Annotated in this window: 19 protein-coding genes; 12 read left to right on the top strand and 7 right to left on the bottom strand. The window is 62.4% G+C overall.

Annotated features, from left to right (window positions below):
• Window positions 1-12 precede the first annotated feature (12 nt).
• Window positions 13-534, bottom strand: coding sequence for a TIGR02444 family protein (locus HH303_RS04885; RefSeq protein WP_169624046.1), 522 nt, complete (start codon window positions 532-534; stop codon window positions 13-15).
• 147 nt (window positions 535-681) lie between these two features.
• Here HH303_RS04885 and HH303_RS04880 point away from each other — a divergent pair, with 147 nt between their 5' ends.
• Window positions 682-897 carry a YdcH family protein gene (locus HH303_RS04880; RefSeq protein WP_169624045.1) on the top strand — a complete coding sequence of 72 codons (216 nt, stop codon included), beginning with the start codon at window positions 682-684 and terminating at the stop codon, window positions 895-897.
• Between the two features lie 12 nt (window positions 898-909).
• On the opposite strand, the gene HH303_RS04875 is transcribed toward HH303_RS04880, so the two are convergent.
• Window positions 910-1,740, bottom strand: a complete 831-nt coding sequence (locus HH303_RS04875; protein ID WP_169624044.1) for a diguanylate cyclase domain-containing protein — start codon at window positions 1,738-1,740, stop codon at window positions 910-912.
• 138 nt (window positions 1,741-1,878) lie between these two features.
• Here HH303_RS04875 and purE point away from each other — a divergent pair, with 138 nt between their 5' ends.
• Entirely contained in the window at window positions 1,879-2,376 is a 498-nt protein-coding gene (gene purE / locus HH303_RS04870; protein WP_169624043.1) for a 5-(carboxyamino)imidazole ribonucleotide mutase, read from the top strand.
• On the top strand, window positions 2,366-3,457 hold the full coding sequence (locus tag HH303_RS04865; RefSeq protein WP_169624042.1) for a 5-(carboxyamino)imidazole ribonucleotide synthase: 1,092 nt from the start codon (window positions 2,366-2,368) through the stop codon (window positions 3,455-3,457). The genes purE and HH303_RS04865 overlap by 11 nt, the downstream gene beginning before the upstream one ends.
• 4 nt (window positions 3,458-3,461) lie before the next feature.
• On the opposite strand, the gene HH303_RS04860 is transcribed toward HH303_RS04865, so the two are convergent.
• The 3 genes from HH303_RS04860 to def are packed head-to-tail and all read right to left on the bottom strand — an operon-like array spanning window position 3,462 to window position 5,108.
• Window positions 3,462-3,815 carry a hypothetical protein gene (locus HH303_RS04860; RefSeq protein WP_169624041.1) on the bottom strand — a complete coding sequence of 118 codons (354 nt, stop codon included), beginning with the start codon at window positions 3,813-3,815 and terminating at the stop codon, window positions 3,462-3,464.
• Between the two features lie 14 nt (window positions 3,816-3,829).
• Window positions 3,830-4,537: a COQ9 family protein gene (locus HH303_RS04855; protein WP_169624040.1), complete on the bottom strand. Its 708-nt coding sequence runs from the start codon at window positions 4,535-4,537 to the stop codon at window positions 3,830-3,832.
• Window positions 4,518-5,108 carry a peptide deformylase gene (gene def, locus HH303_RS04850; protein WP_169624039.1) on the bottom strand — a complete coding sequence of 197 codons (591 nt, stop codon included), beginning with the start codon at window positions 5,106-5,108 and terminating at the stop codon, window positions 4,518-4,520. Before def ends, HH303_RS04855 begins: the two co-directional genes overlap by 20 nt.
• A 156-nt stretch (window positions 5,109-5,264) precedes the next feature.
• On the opposite strand from def, the gene rpsU reads away from it, so the two are divergent.
• On the top strand, window positions 5,265-5,468 hold the full coding sequence (gene rpsU / locus HH303_RS04845; RefSeq protein WP_169624038.1) for a 30S ribosomal protein S21: 204 nt from the start codon (window positions 5,265-5,267) through the stop codon (window positions 5,466-5,468).
• Between the two features lie 87 nt (window positions 5,469-5,555).
• Here the strand turns inward: rpsU and HH303_RS04840 are convergent, their stop codons facing one another.
• Both HH303_RS04840 and ubiG read right to left on the bottom strand, forming a co-directional pair.
• The gene (locus HH303_RS04840; protein ID WP_319637312.1) at window positions 5,556-7,052 is read right to left on the bottom strand and encodes a tetratricopeptide repeat protein; all 1,497 of its coding nucleotides are present in this window, start codon (window positions 7,050-7,052) and stop codon (window positions 5,556-5,558) included.
• A gap of 94 nt (window positions 7,053-7,146) precedes the next feature.
• A complete protein-coding gene (ubiG, locus tag HH303_RS04835; RefSeq protein WP_169624036.1) occupies window positions 7,147-7,914 on the bottom strand; it encodes a bifunctional 2-polyprenyl-6-hydroxyphenol methylase/3-demethylubiquinol 3-O-methyltransferase UbiG in 768 nt (255 codons plus the stop codon).
• A 217-nt stretch (window positions 7,915-8,131) separates the two neighbouring features.
• Between ubiG and HH303_RS04830 the strand changes: the two genes are divergently transcribed.
• The 8 genes from HH303_RS04830 (at window position 8,132) to prmC (ending at window position 19,200) form a co-directional block, all read left to right on the top strand.
• Entirely contained in the window at window positions 8,132-9,352 is a 1,221-nt protein-coding gene (locus HH303_RS04830) for an aspartate kinase (RefSeq protein ID WP_169624035.1), read from the top strand.
• A 209-nt stretch (window positions 9,353-9,561) separates the two neighbouring features.
• The gene (gene ptsP / locus HH303_RS04825) at window positions 9,562-11,850 is read left to right on the top strand and encodes a phosphoenolpyruvate--protein phosphotransferase (protein WP_227421517.1); all 2,289 of its coding nucleotides are present in this window, start codon (window positions 9,562-9,564) and stop codon (window positions 11,848-11,850) included.
• Window positions 11,851-12,034: 184 nt separating this feature from the next.
• Entirely contained in the window at window positions 12,035-13,429 is a 1,395-nt protein-coding gene (locus HH303_RS04820) for a helix-turn-helix domain-containing protein (protein WP_169624034.1), read from the top strand.
• 125 nt (window positions 13,430-13,554) lie between these two features.
• Entirely contained in the window at window positions 13,555-14,691 is a 1,137-nt protein-coding gene (gene ispG / locus HH303_RS04815; RefSeq protein WP_169624033.1) for a flavodoxin-dependent (E)-4-hydroxy-3-methylbut-2-enyl-diphosphate synthase, read from the top strand.
• A gap of 41 nt (window positions 14,692-14,732) precedes the next feature.
• Window positions 14,733-15,986, top strand: coding sequence for a histidine--tRNA ligase (gene hisS, locus HH303_RS04810; RefSeq protein WP_169624032.1), 1,254 nt, complete (start codon window positions 14,733-14,735; stop codon window positions 15,984-15,986).
• Window positions 15,987-15,990: 4 nt separating this feature from the next.
• Window positions 15,991-17,280: a glutamyl-tRNA reductase gene (hemA, locus tag HH303_RS04805; protein ID WP_169624031.1), complete on the top strand. Its 1,290-nt coding sequence runs from the start codon at window positions 15,991-15,993 to the stop codon at window positions 17,278-17,280.
• Window positions 17,264-18,346, top strand: a complete 1,083-nt coding sequence (gene prfA / locus HH303_RS04800; protein WP_169624030.1) for a peptide chain release factor 1 — start codon at window positions 17,264-17,266, stop codon at window positions 18,344-18,346. The genes hemA and prfA overlap by 17 nt, the downstream gene beginning before the upstream one ends.
• On the top strand, window positions 18,343-19,200 hold the full coding sequence (prmC, locus tag HH303_RS04795) for a peptide chain release factor N(5)-glutamine methyltransferase (RefSeq protein WP_169624029.1): 858 nt from the start codon (window positions 18,343-18,345) through the stop codon (window positions 19,198-19,200). The genes prfA and prmC overlap by 4 nt, the downstream gene beginning before the upstream one ends.
• Window positions 19,201-19,242: the final 42 nt, after the last annotated feature.

Below are 19,242 nucleotides of genomic sequence, written 5' to 3'. Positions count from 1 at the left end.
CGGGTCTTCGGTTCACATCCGGTCTGCGGCTGTCTTCGCCAATACTTCCACATGATCGCGTGGCAGATCGGCCGGGTCCAACCCGCGCCCTTCGGCGTATCGGATAATGTTTCCCCGAATGACGCCTGTCCGATCGGCGGCCCGAGCATTTTCTCCCGGAATCCGTTCCAGCAGCGCAGCGACATAGCCGATCAGCAGGAGTTCCGCGTCCAGTTCCAGCTTTTTCACGGAATCCCGAAACGGGTCCGACATGTCGGGCGTCATGCCGCCGACCGCGGATTTCAGACGCCGCCGCAATTTGCGTAAGGGGGTGACAACGGTTTCTCGCCAGGGGCGGGCGGACGCGTCGAACGCGGTTAAAACCTCTCCCGACAAATAGGCGCCGTGCCGACCGGTCCAGCAGCACAGAAGCAGGATCACGACATCAAGGTCGAGGGTATCCTGCAACGCCAGACAGGCGCTTTCAACGCTGTCGCGGTTATAAAAATCCAGGCAAAAAGCCTCGAATGCGGCATGGGTTTCCGTCTTTTCCATGCCGGCATGGTGGGTAAGGAAAAGGAATATGGCAAGGTCGGCCTAACATGCCGCTTCTTCCCTTCACCTGACGCTGGAAAGGGCCTATAGTCCGCTCGCGCCATTTCGGCGAACCCCACCTTCCGGCGTAGATCGTTCAGGTTTTCGATGACAGGATTGGATGAAGAGCAAGAAGCGGCGATCCACGCCCGTATTGCGGAATTGGCGGAAGAGCATCGCGATCTCGACCAGATGATTTCCCGGGTTTCGGAATCCGCCCCCTTCGATCAGTTGCAGCTACAACGGATGAAGAAGCGGAAACTGGCGATCAAGGACCAGATGTCCCGGCTGAATGCCTTGCTGGTTCCGGATATCATCGCCTGATCAGCGGACGCTCTATAATGTAACGTCGGTTGCCGAACGCGAGGATGTCTTTACCTCCGCGTCCAATGTCCTCAGCGCGACATCCGCTGCGTCGATCGTCTCCAACGCGCTTTTACCGCTTTCCAGCATGGCAAACCCATAGGCGATCCGGTCATGCGGCGCGAACCGGTCCGGGAAGTCATCCAGGGATTTTTGAAGAACCCTTGCCAGAGCATGCGCCCGGTCTTCCGCCGGTTTACCGGACAGGGCGGTCAGCAGAACCGCAAAATCCGTGTCGCCGATCCGACAGGCGGGTTCGCTGGGGGCGACGGCATCTGCCAGAATACGACCGATCCGCACGGCGATCCGTTCCGCCGCGGCGCGACCGCGTCGGGCCTTGAGGTCCGTCAGACCCGGCACGGAATAGACGGCGATGGAACTGTGCACGCCCTCTCCTTCCTGGCGGTCCAGATATTCGAGATGATCGATTTCCGTCATGAACACGTCCGCGCGCATAAGCCCGGTGAACGGATTCGTGCGGCGGGCCTCAAGGGCGCGTTCCAACTGATGTTCAGCCTTGTCGAGGGCTTCGTAGACTTCCGCCAAGTCCGCGGAAAAGGAAGATATTACCCGACGGGTCGCCGGGGTGGCCTTTTCAAGATCGAATCCGTGAAGCTCCACCGGGTCTCGCGGCATGCGGCGGCGTTCGCGGGGACTGGACCGCCGCCACGATTCCATCGTGTCGCTATCGCGTTCCGCGGAGGATTTGACATGCGCCGCCGTTGCGCCGGCGACCGATCCGACGGCAAGACGGCGATCAACGCTGGGCGGGTCTTTCGGCAGGTTTGTTTCATCTGTCTTCATACAACTACTATACCATAAGAATATGGGAACATAGCGACGAAGGCGGATCGGAATCATCATGGTAATACCGTGCCTTGCATGCGCCGCCGCCATCCCTATACTCCCGGCCTTTCCGGGCTTGCTCGTAAGGAGATGGGTATGAGCGTCACCCCCCAGATCGGTATCATCATGGGCAGTCAGTCGGACTGGCCCACCATGAAGCATGCCGCCGATACCCTGGAGGCGCTGGGCGTCCCGTTCGAGGCCCGGATCGTGTCCGCGCACCGGACGCCGAAGCGTCTTGTCGACTATGCCGAAAGCGCGAAGGCGCGGGGCCTGAAGGCGATCATCGCGGGTGCGGGCGGCGCGGCGCATCTGCCGGGTATGACGGCATCGATGACGCCGCTGCCTGTTTTTGGTGTCCCCATCGAATCAAAGACCCTGAAGGGGCAGGACAGCCTTCTGTCTATCGTTCAGATGCCGGCGGGTATTCCCGTCGGGACGCTGGCCATCGGCCGCGCGGGGGCGATCAATGCCGCGCTGCTATCGGCGGCAGTCCTCGCCCTGAACGACCCGGCGATTGCGGCGGCGCTGGACGATTTCCGCGCCCGTCAGACCGCCGCCGTGGCCGAGGAGCCGGTTGACGATGTCCAATAACCCCCCCAATCGAACTCTGCCGCCAGGATCGACCATCGGAATCCTCGGTGGCGGACAGTTGGGCCGCATGCTGGTGCTGGCGGCTGCGCGGCTGGGCTACCGCTGCCGTATCTTCGAACCGCAGGTCGATTGCCCGGCCAGCCATGTCGCCGACCATCTGGCGGCGGGATATGACGATCTGGCGGCGCTGGACGCCTTCGCGAAATCCGTCGACGTGATTACGCTGGAATTCGAAAACGTGCCGATTGCGGCGGCGGAACGCCTTGCCGAAACCGTGCCGGTGCGTCCGGGGGCGCAGGCGCTGGCCGTCGCCCAGGATCGGGCGGAAGAAAAGACCTTCCTGAGTCTCGCGGGAATTGAAACCGCGCCCTGGGCGCCGGTCGCGTCCCAGGCGGACCTTGAGGCGGCCTTGGACAAAATCGGTCGTCCCGCCGTGCTGAAGACCGCGCGGTTGGGCTATGACGGAAAAGGGCAGGCCGGGATCAAGACCGATACGGATATCGACGGGCTGTTCGACACGCTGGGCGGCGTGCCCTGCGTTCTGGAAGGCTTTGTGGATTTCGATCTGGAAATCTCCGTCCTCGCGGCCCGTGGGCTGGACGGCCAAATCGCCTGTTTCGAGCCGGTGGAGAATATTCACCGCGACCATATCCTGCATCGCACGCTGGTCCCGGCGGGGGTCGCCGCCGATATCGCGGCGAAGGCTGAAAACATCGCCCGGACCACGATTGCGGCCTTGGACTATATCGGGTTGCTGGCGGTGGAGATGTTCGTTCTGCGCGACGGCCGTGTGCTGGTCAATGAAATGGCACCGCGTCCGCATAATTCCGGTCACTGGACCATCGACGGGGCGGCAACCAGCCAGTTCGAACAGGTCGTCCGCGCGGTCTGCGGCTTGCCGCTGGGCGATACGACGCGGGTCGGCCGGTGCGAGATGGTGAACCTGATCGGTTCGGAATCCGACGATTGGGAAAAATTCCTCGGGGAACCCGGCGCACGGCTGCATCTCTATGGCAAGGCGGAAAGCCGCCCGGGCCGCAAGATGGGCCATGTCAATTACGTTTGGCCGGAAAAGGCCTGACGCCCTATTCCAGGAAGATCCAATAGAGCGCGGTCCCGAAGAATGTCGGGATCCACAGGAAGGGCAGCAGCGCCGACACCATCGCGGCGGTGAACAGATTCTTGCCATGCAGGAATAGGGCGAAGGCGATACCGGCGATTCCGGTAAGCGGATAAAGATAGGCGGAGTGCAGCAACAAGCTGGGCACGCCTTCCACCCAGCGCCAGATCATCATGGCGGCAATGGCGATCAACACGCCGAACGGCACGAAAGCGGCGGCGGAGGCCATTATGGTGTTGCGGGAAACGAGGCGCGCTTCTTCCCGCCAGCCCGCCTTTTCGGCGTCCTTCAGCTCCTCTTTCATATGTTGGAAGAGCATCGGCATCCGACCGGTCAGCGCGCGCCGCGCATGCGGCCGAAGGATTGGAAGGCGCGCAGCCGCGCGGGCACGATATCCGCAATCTTGGCAAGGCGGGCCTTCACCTTCGGCACTTTCATCACGTCCTCGATCCGGCGGGCCAGGAAGGCGCGGGTTTCCGCGAAATCCTCGCTGTGATCGTTCAGCCAGACCAGCAGGGTCGATGAATAGACACCGGCCAGCAGCGCGCGTTTGGAATAGAAATTCCAGTCCGTCGACCGATCGCCCGCCGCGAACCACATATCGTCCACGGTGCGGTACAAAAGACGCAGCGCCAGACCGGAATTCTGCGGCAATGCCAGCAGGGCCAGCCCTCGGCGCACGGCTTCCCGATCCGGTTCGTGCTGGTTCAGACGGGTCATCACGGCAGTCGCGATCCGGTCGCGGATTTTCATCCCGTCCAGATCCTGTTCGGCCAGAGAGGTCAGCATCTCCCGATCCGCCATCTGGCTGTGCCACGCCACCATGTCGCGTCCGATGCCAGGGAAGAAAGTCTTGGCGTCGTCTACCGTCAAGCCGATATCCGTCGCCGCGCGGCTCAGCGCCACCGTCGTCCAGCCGTCGAAGGGAACATGCGGCAAGGCGGCCCGGATCAGCCGGTCGCGAATTTCGCGCGTATCGGCTTCGTATGCATCCGCCTCGTGTGCATCCGCCTCGGGGGCATCAGATTTCGTTCTCGGCATCGTCCAATTCCTCTTCGTCTTCCGTTTCGGGTGGAAGGCCCATCAATTCCCGCGCCCGTGCAGGCATACCATGCCGAAGCTCATCCCGGAAGATCAGCAGGGACAAATCGTCCATGCGTTGCGGGTATAGGATGCCGTCCAGATGGTCGCATTCGTGTTGCAGGACGCGGGCATGGAAGCCGGTCACTTCCTTGTCGATCGTCTCGCCGTCGGCGCCGACCGCCGTCAGCCGGATTCGCGTCGGCCGCGGCACAAGGCCCAGCATGCCCGGCACGGACAGGCAGCCTTCCCAATCATAGGCGACCTCGTCGGTCAGCGGTTCGATGACGGGATTGATCAGCGCCGTCAGCGGTACGTTTTCCCCGCCGCGCGCGGCCGATACGAAATAGACGACGGCCCGCAGAGGGACATGGACTTGCGGTGCCGCAAGGCCGGTTCCGTCGGCGTCGTCCATGGTTTCGACCATGTCGTCCAGAAATTCCAAAAAGGCGGGGTCGGTCGGATCGTCCACCGGGTCCGCGATTGTTCGCAAGACCGGATGGCCCATCCTAGCGATTTTCAATATGGCCATGGCGCCCTTAAACTCCCGTCTTCCAACCAAAAGGGCTTCACAAGCCGCCCCTATAGTGCTATTAGCCGCGCTCACATCCGGGGGAATAGCCTCCGGAAACCGCGATTTATTGCGGTTACACAAAACTTCAATCGCTTGAAAGGCGGGTGAAAGCAAGTGCAGGTCATCGTTCGCGATAACAACGTCGATCAGGCCCTCCGTGCGCTCAAGAAAAAATTGCAGCGCGAAGGCGTCTTCCGGGAAATGAAACTCCGTCGGCATTTTGAAAAGCCGTCCGAGAAAAAGGCCCGGGAAAAGGCGGAAGCGCAGCGGCGCCACCGTAAACTTCTACGGAAGCGCCTGGAGCGCGAAGGGTTCTAGTCTAGACCTGACGCCGGATTCTCGGATCCGACACTTCAGTGGAAACGCTCTCGATTTGATCGGGGGCGTTTTTGCTTTTTGGGGGGCCTAGCGTTCGGGCACCATGTCGAAGGCGATGCAAACCCGGGCATCCTGGCTGTCGAACGGCAATGTTCGATGATACAGGGACGACGGGAACAGCACGACATCTCCCGGTGTCGGCTTATGACGGATCGTCGGGTGCGGACGGTTCGCCAGTTCCGGGAAGGTATCGCCGCGCAGGGTGAATTCGATTGCCCCTTCTTCCGCTGCGTCGCCGGTATCCGGGATATTCAGATAGACGACGCCGCTGACCCATCCTTCCGGATGGATGTGTGGGGCTTGGTAGCCGCCGGAACGCAATTCGACATACCATGCCTGAAGACGGTAACGGTCCGGCCATTGCAAGACGAGGTCGGTGGTAAGGTCCGCCCGATCTGCCCGATACCGCTCAGCACAGGTTCGGATATGGCTTTCAAGCTTTCCGAGGACGGGGCAAGGCGTGGCAAACAGATTGCCGGTCGACTGGAAACCGCCCGTCGTCGTTTTGCCGCTCGGCTCCCAAACGGCGTCCTGCACCTTGACCGCCTGTTTCAGGCGGTCCACCGGTATATCGGTGGCGTCTTGAGGGGCGATGCGAATTTCTTCCATCGGATCGGGGCAAAAATTGTACGGATCCGTGGCCGACCGACGTTCCGCGCAATAGGCGCTGATCGACGCTTTGCGCAGGTTGATCGGGTCTGTTTCCGCATAGGTCCGCAGTCGCGCGTCGAATTCATCCCAATGCTTCAGATGGGCAAGGCTTACCAGCGCGCGGGATTCGGCATACCGGGTCTTGCACCGATCGAAGGCGGCAAGCGCATTCGAATGGTCGCCCAGGGTCGTCAGTGTTTCGCCGAGATTGCTGTAAGCGGAGGCGAAACGCGGGTTCAGATCTATGGCGCGCTGATAGCATTCAACCGCTTCGTGATGGCGTTCTTGCCGTCCAAGGACGTTGCCCAGATTGTTGTGCAGTCCGGCTTCGTCCGGGGCGATGGCAATCGCCTGACGGCAAACTTTTTCCGCGTCGTCCAATCGTCCCGATTGTTTCAGCAACGACGACAGCGGCGCCAGTACATTGATGTTGCCGGGCCGCCGCGTATCCAGGTCTTCCAGCCATCTGACGGCGTCAGCCGGACGTCCCGATTTGTCGAGCAGCCTGGCGCGTTCGATTTGAACGTCCAAGGCTTCCGGCCAACGTTTCAGAAACGCGTCGGCGTGGCGCAGGGCCGTCTGGTGCCGGTTGGCGCTGGCCGCGGTTTGGATGCAGTGGCGGCGAAGCTCCGCGCTGTCCGGCGCGAGCTTCATCGCCCGTTCCAGATGACGGAACGCCTCGTCATATTTGCCCGACGCGTGACGGATAACCGCCAACAGGTGCAGGGCCTTCACATTATTCGGATCGGATTGCAGCACGGCCCGGCAATGTCGGGCGCCTTCTTCACCTTTGCCCGAACGATATAGGGCAAAGGCCTGTGCCAATAATTGTGCGTGTTTCTCCCATCCGTGCGTCGCGTTTCGCTGTCGCACGTTTCCCCCAGTTTATTTTCCCCGGGGACAGATTATGACGTTTTTGTGAATAATCCCAAATACGGCGGGTTTTTGGATGTTTATTGCGCTGCGGCTACCCGCGAATCGCGAAAGCCAGATAATTCACATCCAAATCCTTAGGCGCAAGGTGGAAGGAATCCTCCACCGGATTATAGACCATGCCGCAGACTTCCGTCAGGGACAGTCCCGCGCGACGCAGGGAGGCGGCGAGTTCCGACGGTTTGACGAATCGCTTCCAATCATGCGTTCCGCGTGGCAGCCAGCGCAGAATGTATTCCGCCCCGACGACGCCCATAAGGAAAGACTTCGGCGTGCGGTTGAAGGTCGACAGCGCCATCGCGCCGCCGGGTTTCAGCAGTCCCGCCGCGTCCTTAAGAAAAAGGTCCAGGTCGGCGACATGTTCGACGACTTCCATATTGATGACCGCGTCAAACCGTTCCCCGGCTTCCACAAGATCTTCCGCCGCCGCATGCCGATAGCGGATGGACAAGCCCATACGGTCGGCATGGGTGCGGGCGACGTCGATGGATTGGCCGGTCGCGTCAACGCCGGTGACGTCGGCGCCCAAACGGCACAGTGGTTCGCAGATCAATCCCCCGCCGCAGCCGATGTCGCAGATGGACAGCCCGGACAGCGGTTTCGTCGATAGGGGGTCGCGTCCGAAATGCGCGCACAGGCGGTCTCGAATGAAACCGATGCGGACAGGGTTCAGCATGTGCAGCGGCTTGAATTCGCCTTCCGCATCCCACCACTGATCGGCGATCGCGGCGAATTTTTCGATCTCGCGCGGGTCGATGGTGGAACCTTCGAATTTCGTCTGGGCGGCGGTCGCTGCGGACATGGGCAAAGCCTCTGTCGGTTGTCCTTGAAGTCGTGGTATCCAACGAGTATGGATACGCCGCCCGCGCCGGGCAAGCGGTTGATTGGTCGGCTGTCGGCGGGTCCAGGTGCAGGTCGGGGCAATTCAACGCCCCCAGGGACAGGTCGGGGCGGTTCAACGCCCCCAGGGACAGGTCAGGGCGGTTCAACGCCCGGTGTGAAAAGGCGATCGCGGAACGATGGCGCGCATTGTAATGAAATTCGGCGGCACGTCCGTCGCCGATATCGGACGAATTCACAACGCCGCAAAGCGCGTCCAGCGCGAGGTCGAGGCCGGTAACGAGGTTGCCGTCGTCGTGTCGGCCATGGCGGGCGTGACCAATCAGCTCGTCGCGTATGTCGATGAAACGTCCAAGATTTACGACGCCCGCGAATACGACACGATCGTCGCGTCCGGCGAACAGGTGACGGCGGGCCTGATGGCGCTGCGCCTGCAGGAAATGGGGATTTCCGCCCGTTCCTGGCTGGGCTGGCAGATTCCGGTGAAAACCAACGACGTGCACGGAAAGGCCCGGATTCAGGATATCCAGGCGGACGAGATCATCCGTCGCTTCGGCGAGGGGCAGGTCGCGGTAATGGCCGGGTTCCAGGGCGTATCCCCGATGAACCGGATCACGACGCTGGGCCGGGGCGGGTCGGATACGTCGGCGGTCGCGCTGGCCGCTGCGCTGAAGGCGGATCGATGCGATATCTATACCGATGTGGACGGCGTCTATACGACCGATCCCCGCATCGTGCCGAAAGCGCGTAAGATTGAGAAGATCAGTCACGAGGAAATGTTGGAAATGGCGTCGCTGGGCGCCAAGGTCCTGCAAACCCGTTCGGTTGAAATTGCCATGAACCATGGCGTGCGCCTGCAAGTTCTGTCTTCCTTCGAGGACAAGCCGGGCACCATGGTTGTCGATGAGGAAGAGATCGTGGAACAGCAAGTCGTAAGCGGCATCGCCTATAGCCGGGACGAAGCCAAGATCACCCTGGTGAAGGTCGCGGACAAGCCGGGCGTCGCCGCGGCGATTTTCGGGCCGCTGACCGACAATTCGATCAACGTGGATATGATCGTCCAGTCCGTATCGCCGGATGGTGAACGCACGGATATGACCTTTACCGTCGCGCGCACCGATCTGGAACGCGCGGTATCCGTGCTGAAACAGAATCATGACAAGATCGGTTATGAAAGCCTGTTGTCGGACGGTGAGGTTGTGAAGATTTCCGTCATCGGCGTCGGCATGCGCAGTCATGCCGGTGTCGCGCAAACGATGTTCCGCACCCTTGCCGAGAAGGGTATCAATATCCAGGTTATCTCCACCAGCGAGATCAAAATTTCCACCCTGGTGTCTGAAGAGTATGCGGAATTGGCGATGCGGTCGCTGCACACGGCTTATGGGCTGGATGCCGGCTGATCCGGTAGCGCGATTAAGGCGGCAGGGTACGGGACGGACGAAACGCGGGCGGTAGAACACGCGCTGGCACGTCCGTTCCGGCGATCGGTTTTCGGGAGGGGATATTTCGGGACGGCGGGACCGGCAAGGGTGATACCCTTTGCAGGTCGCGTTGTTATGTTGCGTGGCATTCGGTACGGCTCGCGACGGGCGCGATCCGGGGGATTCAGATGGACGGCGAGGGCATGAACGGATCGGCGGCGACATGGGCAGGCCCGCGCAAGCTTTTGCGCCGGTTGCGCGACGTCATGGCCGGGTCCGGCGCGGCCCAGGACAAGCTGGACCGGATCGCGAAACTGATCGCGGGCGACCTGGTTGCCGAAGTGTGCTCGATCTATGTCCGGCGCGCCGGCGATGTCCTCGAGCTCTTCGCCACCCAGGGCCTGAAGCCCGAGGCCGTTCACGAAACCCGCCTTAGGGTCGGCGAGGGGATCGTCGGCGCTATCGCGGCGGAAAGCCGCCCCATCGCCCTGGCGGAGGCCCGGGCCCATCCGAACTTCGCCTATCGCCCGGAAACGGGGGAAGAAATCTATACTTCCATGATGGGGGTGCCGATCCTGCGCGGCGGCCGCATGATGGGCGTTCTTGCGATTCAGAACACGTCCAAGCGGTTCTATTCCGACGAGGAAGTCGAAACGCTGGAAACCGTTTCGATGGTCGTCGCGGAAATGATCGCCAGCGGCGAATTGGTCGAAGCGTCGGAACAGCGTCCGGCCGACGGGATCGGACTGAAGCCGCTGCGGCTGGAAGGCGTACGCCTGAACGGCGGCATGGCGATGGGCTTCGCCGTTCTGCATCGCCCGGTCATCCCTGTCGGTCGTACCGTGGCGGAAGACGCGGCGGAAGAACGCCGTCGCCTGGACGAAGCCTTGTCCGGCATGCACGACCGTTTGGACAAGATGCTGGCCGATGCGCATAAACATGGGCAGGGCGACCATATCGACGTGCTGCGTACCTACCGCATGTTCGCGGAGGACAAGGGCTGGATTCGCCGCATCGTCGAAAATATCGAAAACGGTCTGACTGCCGAAGGCGCGGTGGTCCGTGTACAGGACGATACCCGTGCGCGGATGAAGAAGGTCGACGATGCCTATCTTCGCGAACGGCTTCTGGACCTTGAAGATCTTGCCTTCCGGCTGCTGCAGCATTTGCGCGGCGAAACCTGGGATATGGAACACCGGCAATTGCCGGACGAAACCATCCTGATCGCCCGCAATATGGGACCGGCGGATTTGCTGGATTACGACCGCAGCAAGTTGAAGGCCCTGGTGCTGGAAGAAGGATCATCCACGTCGCATGTCGCGATCGTCGCGAAGGCGCTGGAAATTCCCGTGATCGGGCGGGTGAAGACCGTGCTGGACCGGGTGGAGCCGATGGATCCGATCCTGGTCGACGGCAATAATGCGGTCTGCTTCATCCGACCGGGCGACGAGGTGCTGTCGGCCTTCCGGTCGTCGCTGCGCATGTTCGAGGAAAAGCGCGCCGCCTATCGGGCCGCGCGAGACCTGCCCTCCGTCACGCAGGATGGGGTGGACGTTACCTTGCTGATGAATGCCGGGTTGCTGATCGACATGGCGCATCTGCCTGAAACAGGGGCGGCAGGGGTCGGGCTTTACCGAACCGAAGTTCCCTTCATGGTCCGCAGCGATTTCCCCGACACCGACACCCAGGCCGAACTGTACCGGAAAATCCTGGACCAGGCGGACGGTCGTCCGGTTACCTTCCGTACATTGGATATCGGCGGCGATAAGGTCCTGCCCTACTTCCATGAAGCGGATGAGGAAAACCCGGCCATGGGCTGGCGCGCGATCCGCATCGCCATGGACCGGCCGGGCTTGTTGCGCGGGCAGTTGCGGGCGCTGATCGATGCGTCGGAAGGTCGGGCGCTACGTGTCATGTTTCCGATGATTGCCAATGTCGATGAGTTCCGGAAGGCGAAAGCCATGCTGGACAAGGAATTGGAACGTGCGGAACAGCGCGGCAAGCCGATCCCGGAAAGCATCGAAGTCGGTGCGATGTTGGAAGTCCCGGCGCTGGTCTTCCAGATCGACGCGCTGGCCGGAAAAGCGGATTTCATTTCCATCGGCAGCAACGACTTGTTGCAATTCCTCTTCGCCAGCGACCGGGGCAATCCGCGGTTGGATGGCCGGTATGATTCCCTGTCGGCACCGGTTCTGTCGGTCGTGCAGGAAATCGTCCGACGCTGCGCGCGCAGTGGGATCGATCTGTCCGTCTGCGGTGAAATGGCGGGATCGCCGTTGGATGCGCTGGCCCTGATCGGGCTGGGGGTGCGGCGTTTGTCCATGTCGCCGGCGAATATCGGACCGGTTCGCGACACCGTGCGCAGTTGTGTGACCACGTCGTTGCAGGGCTTCACAGAATCCCTTCTGAACCGGACGGACCGGTCGCTGCGCGGGGCGATGTTGAATTTCGCCCGCGACCACGGAATTCCGCACTAAAACCCGAATTCGACCATGGGTGGAAACCAGGCCGTGGCATCCGCCGCGGTCGACGCTTGTTCCTCATTTCGCTGCCTCTTTGCAATAATATGCAAACACGTTCATACTCTGTGGATAAATAACGGGTGGGGCTGTGCGACAGGGGATCGCGGGCTCTCGCTCGTTCTCATTCTGGTTAGGGCACATGACGGCGTCTGCAGAGAAACAACAACCGCATCTCGTAGTTGATAGCGAACGACCCGGTGCTGGTGTCGGCGCGATTTTGAGGGGGGCGCGACTTGCCCGCGATGAGGATTTGCGTGAGGTCGCGTCCGCATTGCGCATTCGACTTCCCTATCTTCAGGCCTTGGAAGACGGCGATGTCAGTGCGCTGCCGGGGGTGACATATGGGATCGGGTTCGTTCGCGCCTATGCTGCCTATCTGGACCTGAATGTCGAAGAAACGGTCGCGCGCTTCAAATCCGAAGTCAGCGGGATTCATCGGCGGACGCAGCTCAGTTTCCCGGAACCGCTGCCCGGCAACCGGGTTCCCGGCGGGGCGCTTCTGCTGATCGTGCTGATCCTGGCCGGGGCGGTCTATGGCGGTTGGCTCTATACCTCTTCGCAGAATATGAGTTTCACGGAAGCGGTGGAACAGGTGCCGCAACGTCTGATGGCTTTGTTGAAGCAAGAAGACGAGGTCGCACCAACGACCGCAGACTCCCAGGCGACCGATCCTGCGGCGGCGGTCAACCCGACCGTGGGAGGACAACAAGCGGCGGAAGAACCGACTGCCGATGCCGCCGCGCCGTCTGAAACAGCGGCTGTTGCCGAACCGACCGCAGACGCTGCGCCGGCAATGGACGAAACGGCGACGGGTTCCGATGCCGATCCGGTTCCGGCTACCGAAACGGCGACGGCCCCGGCGGTAAGTGCCCCTACAGAGTCTGCGCCTGAAACCCCGTCTGCCGATGCGCAGGTCGCGGAACCCGCCGCGACGATACCGGAAGAAGCGCCCGCCACCGAGACGCAGCCCTCTGAAACGGCGCCTGCGCCCGAGGCGACGACAGAGGCCACGCCGGAGCCGAGTGCTGAGCCCGAAAGCGCGATCACGGTTGAAGAACTGCCCAATCCACCGGCCGCACCGGAACCGCCCACGGCATCGCCCCCATCGACCGAGGCCGAGATGACGGACCAAGCTGCGGCGACAACGGCGAGCACCGCTGAGCCGGAAGCGCCGGTCTCCTCCTCTGCTGCGGAGGAACAAGTCGCCGAGGCAACGACGACCGATGATGTCGCCGCGCCCGCGACGACAGCGCCGGAGGTAGCCGCCGAACCGTCCACACCGTCACGGATCATAGTGCAGGCCACGTCCGATTCCTGGATTCAGGTAACGGATGCTGGCGGTTCTGTTGTCTATGAGCAGCTGATGCTGACCGGCGATATCTATCGTGTGCCGGATCGCGACGGCCTGAAGCTGACGACCGGCAATGCCGGGGCGCTGAAGATCGTGGTGGACGGGACAACGATCCCGCCGATCGGGGAATCCGGCGAGGTCCGTCGCGATATCGCCCTGACGCCGGATGCCCTGAAACCGTAAACGTCATCATAATCCCCGAGAAGCCGGGAATTCTGTATCCCGGTCTTGATATTCGGGGCTGAAACGCGCATTTTCACCGGCGTTCGGACACCGGCTTGGAAAGCCAATTCTGTGAGCGCCCCGCAATGAGCGTACGACCCTATAGAGAGATCCACCGCCGTCAGGCGCGCAAGATCATGGTCGGTCCGGTCGCGGTCGGCGGCGACGCGCCGATCACCGTGCAGACCATGACGAACACGCTGACCGCGGATGTCGATGCGACCGTCGCGCAGATCAAGCGTTGCGAGGATGCGGGAGCGGATATCGTGCGTGTGTCCTGCCCGGACGAGGCATCGACCAAGGCTCTGGCGCAGATCGTCCCTCAGGTGGCCGTGCCGATCGTCGCGGATATCCATTTCCACTATAAGCGCGCGATCGAGGCGGCGGAGGCCGGGGCAGCCTGTCTGCGCATCAATCCCGGCAATATCGGGTCCGCCGCGCGGGTGAAAGACGTCGTCCAGGCGGCGAAGGATCACGGCTGTTCCATGCGGATCGGCGTGAATGCCGGGTCGCTGGAAAAGCACCTGTTGGAAAAATACGGCGAGCCTTGCCCGGAAGCGATGGTCGAAAGCGCGCTGGAACACGCAAAAATTCTGGAAGACGCCGATTTCCGCGAATTCAAGATCAGCGTGAAAGCGTCCGACGTATTCCTGGCCGTCGCCGCCTATCATGGTCTGGCGGAGGCCTGCGATTACCCGCTGCATCTGGGTATTACCGAAGCGGGCGGCCTGCGCACCGGCACGATCAAATCGTCCATCGGTATGGGCAATCTTCTGTGGGCCGGCATCGGGGATACGATCCGGGTCAGCCTGTCCGCCGCGCCGGAAGAAGAGGTGAAGGTCGGCTTCGACATGCTGAAGGCGCTGAACCTACGCCATCGCGGTGTGAACGTGATTTCCTGCCCGTCCTGCGCGCGCCAGCAGTTCGACGTGATCGAAACCGTGAAGGTGCTGGAAGACCGATTGGCCCATATCACGACGCCGATGACGGTCAGCGTGATCGGCTGCGTCGTCAATGGACCGGGGGAAGCGCGGGAAACCGATATCGGTTTCACCGGCGGCGGCAAGGGCACGCATCAGGTCTATATCGCCGGTCAACCGCATCACCGCCTGAAGGATCAGGCCATCGTCGACCATCTGGTCGAACTGGTCGAAGCCAAGGCGGCGGAGATTGAGGCGGAACACGCCGCGTCCGGTTCTTCGACCTCCGCTGCCGCCGAGTAGCGACCCTCCCTTTCCATCATTGCCTGATTAGAGGATATCCCATGGCCGATTTGCAGCCTGTTCGCGGAACGCACGACCTCCTGCCGGAAGAAATGCGCGCGCATCGCCGCGTGTCCGATCTGGCGCGGGGGACGGCCGGGCTGCACGGTTTCGACGAAATCGCGACGCCGATCTTCGAATTCACCAATGTGTTCGCCCGCACGCTGGGGGATACGTCCGACGTCGTGACGAAGGAAATGTATACATTCGAAGACAAGGGCGGCGATCGGCTGACCCTGCGCCCGGAAAACACGGCGGGTGTCTGCCGCGCCTTCATTTCCAACGGATTGGCCCAGCACGCGCCGGTGAAATATTTCTATTCCGGTCCGATGTTCCGCCACGAACGGCCCCAGAAAGGCCGCATGCGTCAATTCCACCAAATTGGGATTGAACTGATCGGTGCGGCCCAGCCGCTGGCCGATGTCGAAGTCATCGCCTGCGGTCGGGCTATTCTGGAATCGCTGGGCGTGGCCGACGATACAGTGTTGGAGCTCAACACGCTGGGCGATACCGAAAGCCGCAACGCCTATCGCGCGGTTCTGGTCGACTATTTCCAGGATCATATCGACCGCCTGTCGGAAGACAGCCGCGACCGCCTGACCCGCAATCCGATGCGCATCCTGGACAGCAAGGATGACGGCGACCGGAAGCTTGTGGCGGATGCGCCGATCTTTTCCGATTATCTGAACCAGGAAAGCCAGGACTTTTTCGGCGCGGTGACGGGCGGTCTGGACGCGCTGGGGATCACCTACAAACTGAATCCGCGTCTGGTGCGCGGGTTGGATTACTACTGCCACACGGCCTTCGAATTCACGACGGAAGCGCTGGGCGCGCAAGGCACCGTGATGGCGGGCGGACGCTATGACGGGTTGATCGGCATGCTGGGCGGTCCGGAAACGCCCGGTATCGGCTGGGCGGCCGGGATCGAAAGGCTGGCCATGCTGTCCGGTGTGATGCCGGAGGCCGATCGTCCGATCGCTGTCGTGCCGATGGGGGAGGATGCGGAGCGCCGTGCCCTTACCCTGGTCCGCGACCTGCGCAAGGCCGGGCTACGGGCGGAAAGCGCATTTTCCGGCAATATGAAAAAGCGCATGAAACACGCAAACAAGATCAATGCCGTTGTGGCGGTGATCCTGGGCGATGAGGAATTGTCGCGCGGCGTGGCGCAGGTGAAGACGCTGGACGACGGGACGCAGCGGGAGGTGGCCCTCGACCGACTGGCGGACGACCTCTCGGTCGCGCTATCGCAAGGCTGATCCCATGCGGGACGGGACCCCGGACCGCGCCTTCGTCGTCGGCGCAAGCTATCGAACGGCGGATTCGCGCATCCGGGACCGTCTCTATATCGAACCGGGTGCCGTGCCCGACTTCCTGGCGACGGCGAAGGCGGCCGGATTGACGCAGGCCTTCGCCCTGTCGACCTGCGACAGGGTAGAGGTCATCGGGGCGTCACCTGATCCGGAAAGTGCCTGTATCGCCGCGGAACGACTATTGCTATCGCGTCTGGACGGGGTATCCGCCGGATCGGACACGATCTACCGGCTTTCCGATACCGATGCGGTTCGGCATGTGTTTCGCATCGCGGCGGCGCTCGACAGTCAGATGGTCGGCGAATCCCAAATCCTCGGTCAGTTGAAGGACGCGGTGCAGGTTGCCCCGACGGGCGCGGGGGAATTGGATCGCCTGACCCAGGCCGCCTTTGCCCTGGCGAAACGGGTGCGCAGCACGACCCGCATCGGGGAAGGCGCGGTGTCCGCCGCCGCCGCCGCGGTGAAGGTCGCGCAGGACCTGCACGGACCATTGGATAAATGCCGGGCGTTGCTGATCGGATTGGGGGAAACCGGGGCGCTGATCGCCGACCAGTTCCTGCGGGCGGGATTGGGGGTGCTGAACCTGACCGGTCCGGCCCGCCGTACGGAACGGGAGGCCGCGCGGCGCGGTTGGACCTATCACCCGTTCGACCGGCTGGACGAGGCGCTGGCCAATGCGGATATCGTCATCACCGCCGCCGGTCGTGGCACCTATCTGATCGACCGGGCGCGCATGGACCATGCCAGCACCCGACGTCGGCACAAACCGATCCTGGTGGTCGATGCGGGCATCCCGTCCGATGTCGACCCGGATACCGACCGCATTCGTGACGTGTTTTTATATTCGCTGGCGGATATCGAACGGCTGGCGGAAAAGGGCCAGTTGGACCGCAAGGCGGAAGCGCTGGAAGCCGAAGCGATGGTAGAGGCCGCGCTGGTCGACTGGCGTCGCGCCCAGGCGGAACGGGAAGGCGTGCCGGGACTCGTCGCCCTGCGCGACCATTTCGAAACCCTGCGGGACGAGGTGTTGCGCCGCCATCCCAATGCCGATCCGACGGAGGCGACGCGCCTGCTGGTCAATCGCCTGCTGCATGAGCCGAGCGAATGCCTGCGCGAGATCGCGAAGCAAGGAAGCGATGCGGATCTGCGCGATACAATTACCGTGAACCGGGTTCTGGAGCGGTTGTTCGCCCTGACCCTCGATAACGAAAGCAAGAACAAGAATGAGTTGGACGGATAATATCGACCGGGTCATTACCCGCCATAAGGAATTGTCGGACCGCATGGCGTCGGTCGGATTGTCGGCGGACGAATTCCAGTCGCTGTCCATGGAATACGCGGACCTATCGCCGGTCGTGGAAACGGCGGAGGCCTATCGTCAGGCGCTGGCGGAACGGGACGACCTGGAGGTCATGATCGACGACAAGTCATCCGATTCCGAAATGCGGGTCCTGGCCCGCGAAGAGCTGGAGGCGCTGGACGCTCGGCTCCCGGCGCTGGAGCAGGACCTGAAACTGAAACTCCTGCCGAAAGACGAGGCGGATAAGCGCAGTTGTATCCTGGAAATCCGGGCCGGGACCGGCGGAGACGAGGCCGCCCTGTTCGCGGGCGACCTGCTGCGCATGTATCAGCGCTATTGCGCCGCGCGGGGCTGGCGGTTCGAGGTGTTGGAGGCCAGTGAAACCGAAATCGGCGGCTTCGCCCAGGTCACGGCGGCAATCGAAGGGGCCGGCGCCTATGGGCGCTTGAAATTCGAATCCGGCGTGCATCGGGTTCAGCGCGTGCCGGTGACCGAAAGCGGCGGGCGCATCCATACCTCTGCGGCGACCGTCGCCGTTCTGCCGGAAGCCCAGGAAGTAGACGTGGACATCAACGAAAACGATCTTCGGGTCGATACCTATCGCTCCCAAGGGGCGGGTGGACAGCATGTCAACACGACGGACAGCGCGATTCGCATCACGCATTTGCCGACCGGGCTTGTCGTGACCTGTCAGGATGAAAAGTCCCAACACAAGAACCGGGCGAAGGCGATGAAGGTTCTGCTGGCGCGTCTGTACGACATGGAACGGGAAAAGATCGATTCCGAACGCGCGGCGAACCGCAAGTCCATGGTCGGATCGGGCGACCGGTCGGAACGCATCCGGACCTATAACTTCCCGCAGGGCCGCGTCACCGATCATCGTATCAACCTGACGCTCTACAAGCTGGACCGAATGATGGCGGGCGAGGCGCTGGACGAAGTGCTGGACGCCCTGATCCTGGAAGACCAGTCGGCGCAACTCGCCGATCTGGGAGAGGGCGCATGAGCGACACCGTCGGCGACCTCCTGCAGGAGGTGACCGACGCCCTGCGTGCGGCGGGGATCGAGAATGCGCATTGGGAAGCGCGCTATCTGTTGCAGGACGCGATCGGCCTGACCCCGACGGATTTCGTGCTGGGGACGGGTCAGCGCCCGGCGGAATGCGACCGCGTGCGGGATTGGGTGCGGCGTCGCGTGGCGGGCGAACCATTGAGCCGGATTGCCGGGACGCGGTGTTTTCGGGGGCTCGACTTCCAACTGTCGCCCGGCACCCTGGACCCGCGCGACGACAGCGAGGTCCTGGTGGATGCCTGCCTGTCCGAATTGCCGGAACAGGATACAGCCCGCATCGCGGATATCGGGACGGGCACGGGATGCCTGTTGCTCAGCATCCTGGCGGAACGGCCCAAGGTCTCGGGCCTGGGCATCGACCTGTCGCCTGACGCGGCCGCGACGGCACGGCGGAATGCCGCCGCCCTGGGGCTGTCGGGTCGGGCATATTTCGCGGTCGGTTCCTGGACGGCGGCCCTGCCGGAGACGGGCTTCGACCTGATCCTATCGAATCCGCCTTACATCCGGCGCGACGTGATCCCGACCCTGGATGTTTCCGTGCGGGAGTATGATCCCATTCTGGCGCTGGATGGGGGGGACGACGGATTGGACGCCTATCGCGCCCTGGCCCGCGATATGCGCCGGATTTTGAAGCCGGGCGGATGGCTCGCCGTGGAGATCGGCTGGGACCAGGGAGAGTCCGTTCAGACGCTGTTGATGCGCGCCGGTTTCGCGCAAATGCGTCTGATCCGGGATGCCGGTGACCGGGACCGGGTCGTTATGGTGCGGAATCCTGCCCTTTCCGGCTAAAAAACACTTGGAAATACCGTGGCGACCCGCTAGGTTGACCAT

It is taken from the genome of Pacificispira spongiicola, from assembly GCF_012926505.1.
In the GTDB taxonomy this organism is placed as follows: Bacteria; Pseudomonadota; Alphaproteobacteria; order UBA8366; family Aestuariispiraceae; genus Pacificispira; species Pacificispira spongiicola.
The sequence above is the reverse complement of the archived record's forward strand: the minus strand, read 5'-3'. Positions and strand labels throughout refer to the sequence as shown.

Excerpts from the sequence above, each read along its gene's own strand:
- HH303_RS04885 (WP_169624046.1), bottom strand. The coding sequence starts at position 534 with ATGGAAAAGACGGAAACCCATGCCGCATTCGAGGCTTTTTGCCTGGAT.
- HH303_RS04880 (WP_169624045.1), top strand. The coding sequence starts at position 682 with ATGACAGGATTGGATGAAGAGCAAGAAGCGGCGATCCACGCCCGTATT.
- HH303_RS04875 (WP_169624044.1), bottom strand. The coding sequence starts at position 1,740 with ATGAAGACAGATGAAACAAACCTGCCGAAAGACCCGCCCAGCGTTGAT.
- purE (WP_169624043.1), top strand. The coding sequence starts at position 1,879 with ATGAGCGTCACCCCCCAGATCGGTATCATCATGGGCAGTCAGTCGGAC.
- HH303_RS04865 (WP_169624042.1), top strand. The coding sequence starts at position 2,366 with ATGTCCAATAACCCCCCCAATCGAACTCTGCCGCCAGGATCGACCATC.
- HH303_RS04860 (WP_169624041.1), bottom strand. The coding sequence starts at position 3,815 with ATGCTCTTCCAACATATGAAAGAGGAGCTGAAGGACGCCGAAAAGGCG.
- HH303_RS04855 (WP_169624040.1), bottom strand. The coding sequence starts at position 4,537 with ATGCCGAGAACGAAATCTGATGCCCCCGAGGCGGATGCACACGAGGCG.
- def (WP_169624039.1), bottom strand. The coding sequence starts at position 5,108 with ATGGCCATATTGAAAATCGCTAGGATGGGCCATCCGGTCTTGCGAACA.
- ubiG (WP_169624036.1), bottom strand. The coding sequence starts at position 7,914 with ATGTCCGCAGCGACCGCCGCCCAGACGAAATTCGAAGGTTCCACCATC.
- HH303_RS04830 (WP_169624035.1), top strand. The coding sequence starts at position 8,132 with ATGGCGCGCATTGTAATGAAATTCGGCGGCACGTCCGTCGCCGATATC.
- ptsP (WP_227421517.1), top strand. The coding sequence starts at position 9,562 with ATGGACGGCGAGGGCATGAACGGATCGGCGGCGACATGGGCAGGCCCG.
- HH303_RS04820 (WP_169624034.1), top strand. The coding sequence starts at position 12,035 with ATGACGGCGTCTGCAGAGAAACAACAACCGCATCTCGTAGTTGATAGC.
- ispG (WP_169624033.1), top strand. The coding sequence starts at position 13,555 with ATGAGCGTACGACCCTATAGAGAGATCCACCGCCGTCAGGCGCGCAAG.
- hisS (WP_169624032.1), top strand. The coding sequence starts at position 14,733 with ATGGCCGATTTGCAGCCTGTTCGCGGAACGCACGACCTCCTGCCGGAA.
- hemA (WP_169624031.1), top strand. The coding sequence starts at position 15,991 with ATGCGGGACGGGACCCCGGACCGCGCCTTCGTCGTCGGCGCAAGCTAT.
- prfA (WP_169624030.1), top strand. The coding sequence starts at position 17,264 with ATGAGTTGGACGGATAATATCGACCGGGTCATTACCCGCCATAAGGAA.
- prmC (WP_169624029.1), top strand. The coding sequence starts at position 18,343 with ATGAGCGACACCGTCGGCGACCTCCTGCAGGAGGTGACCGACGCCCTG.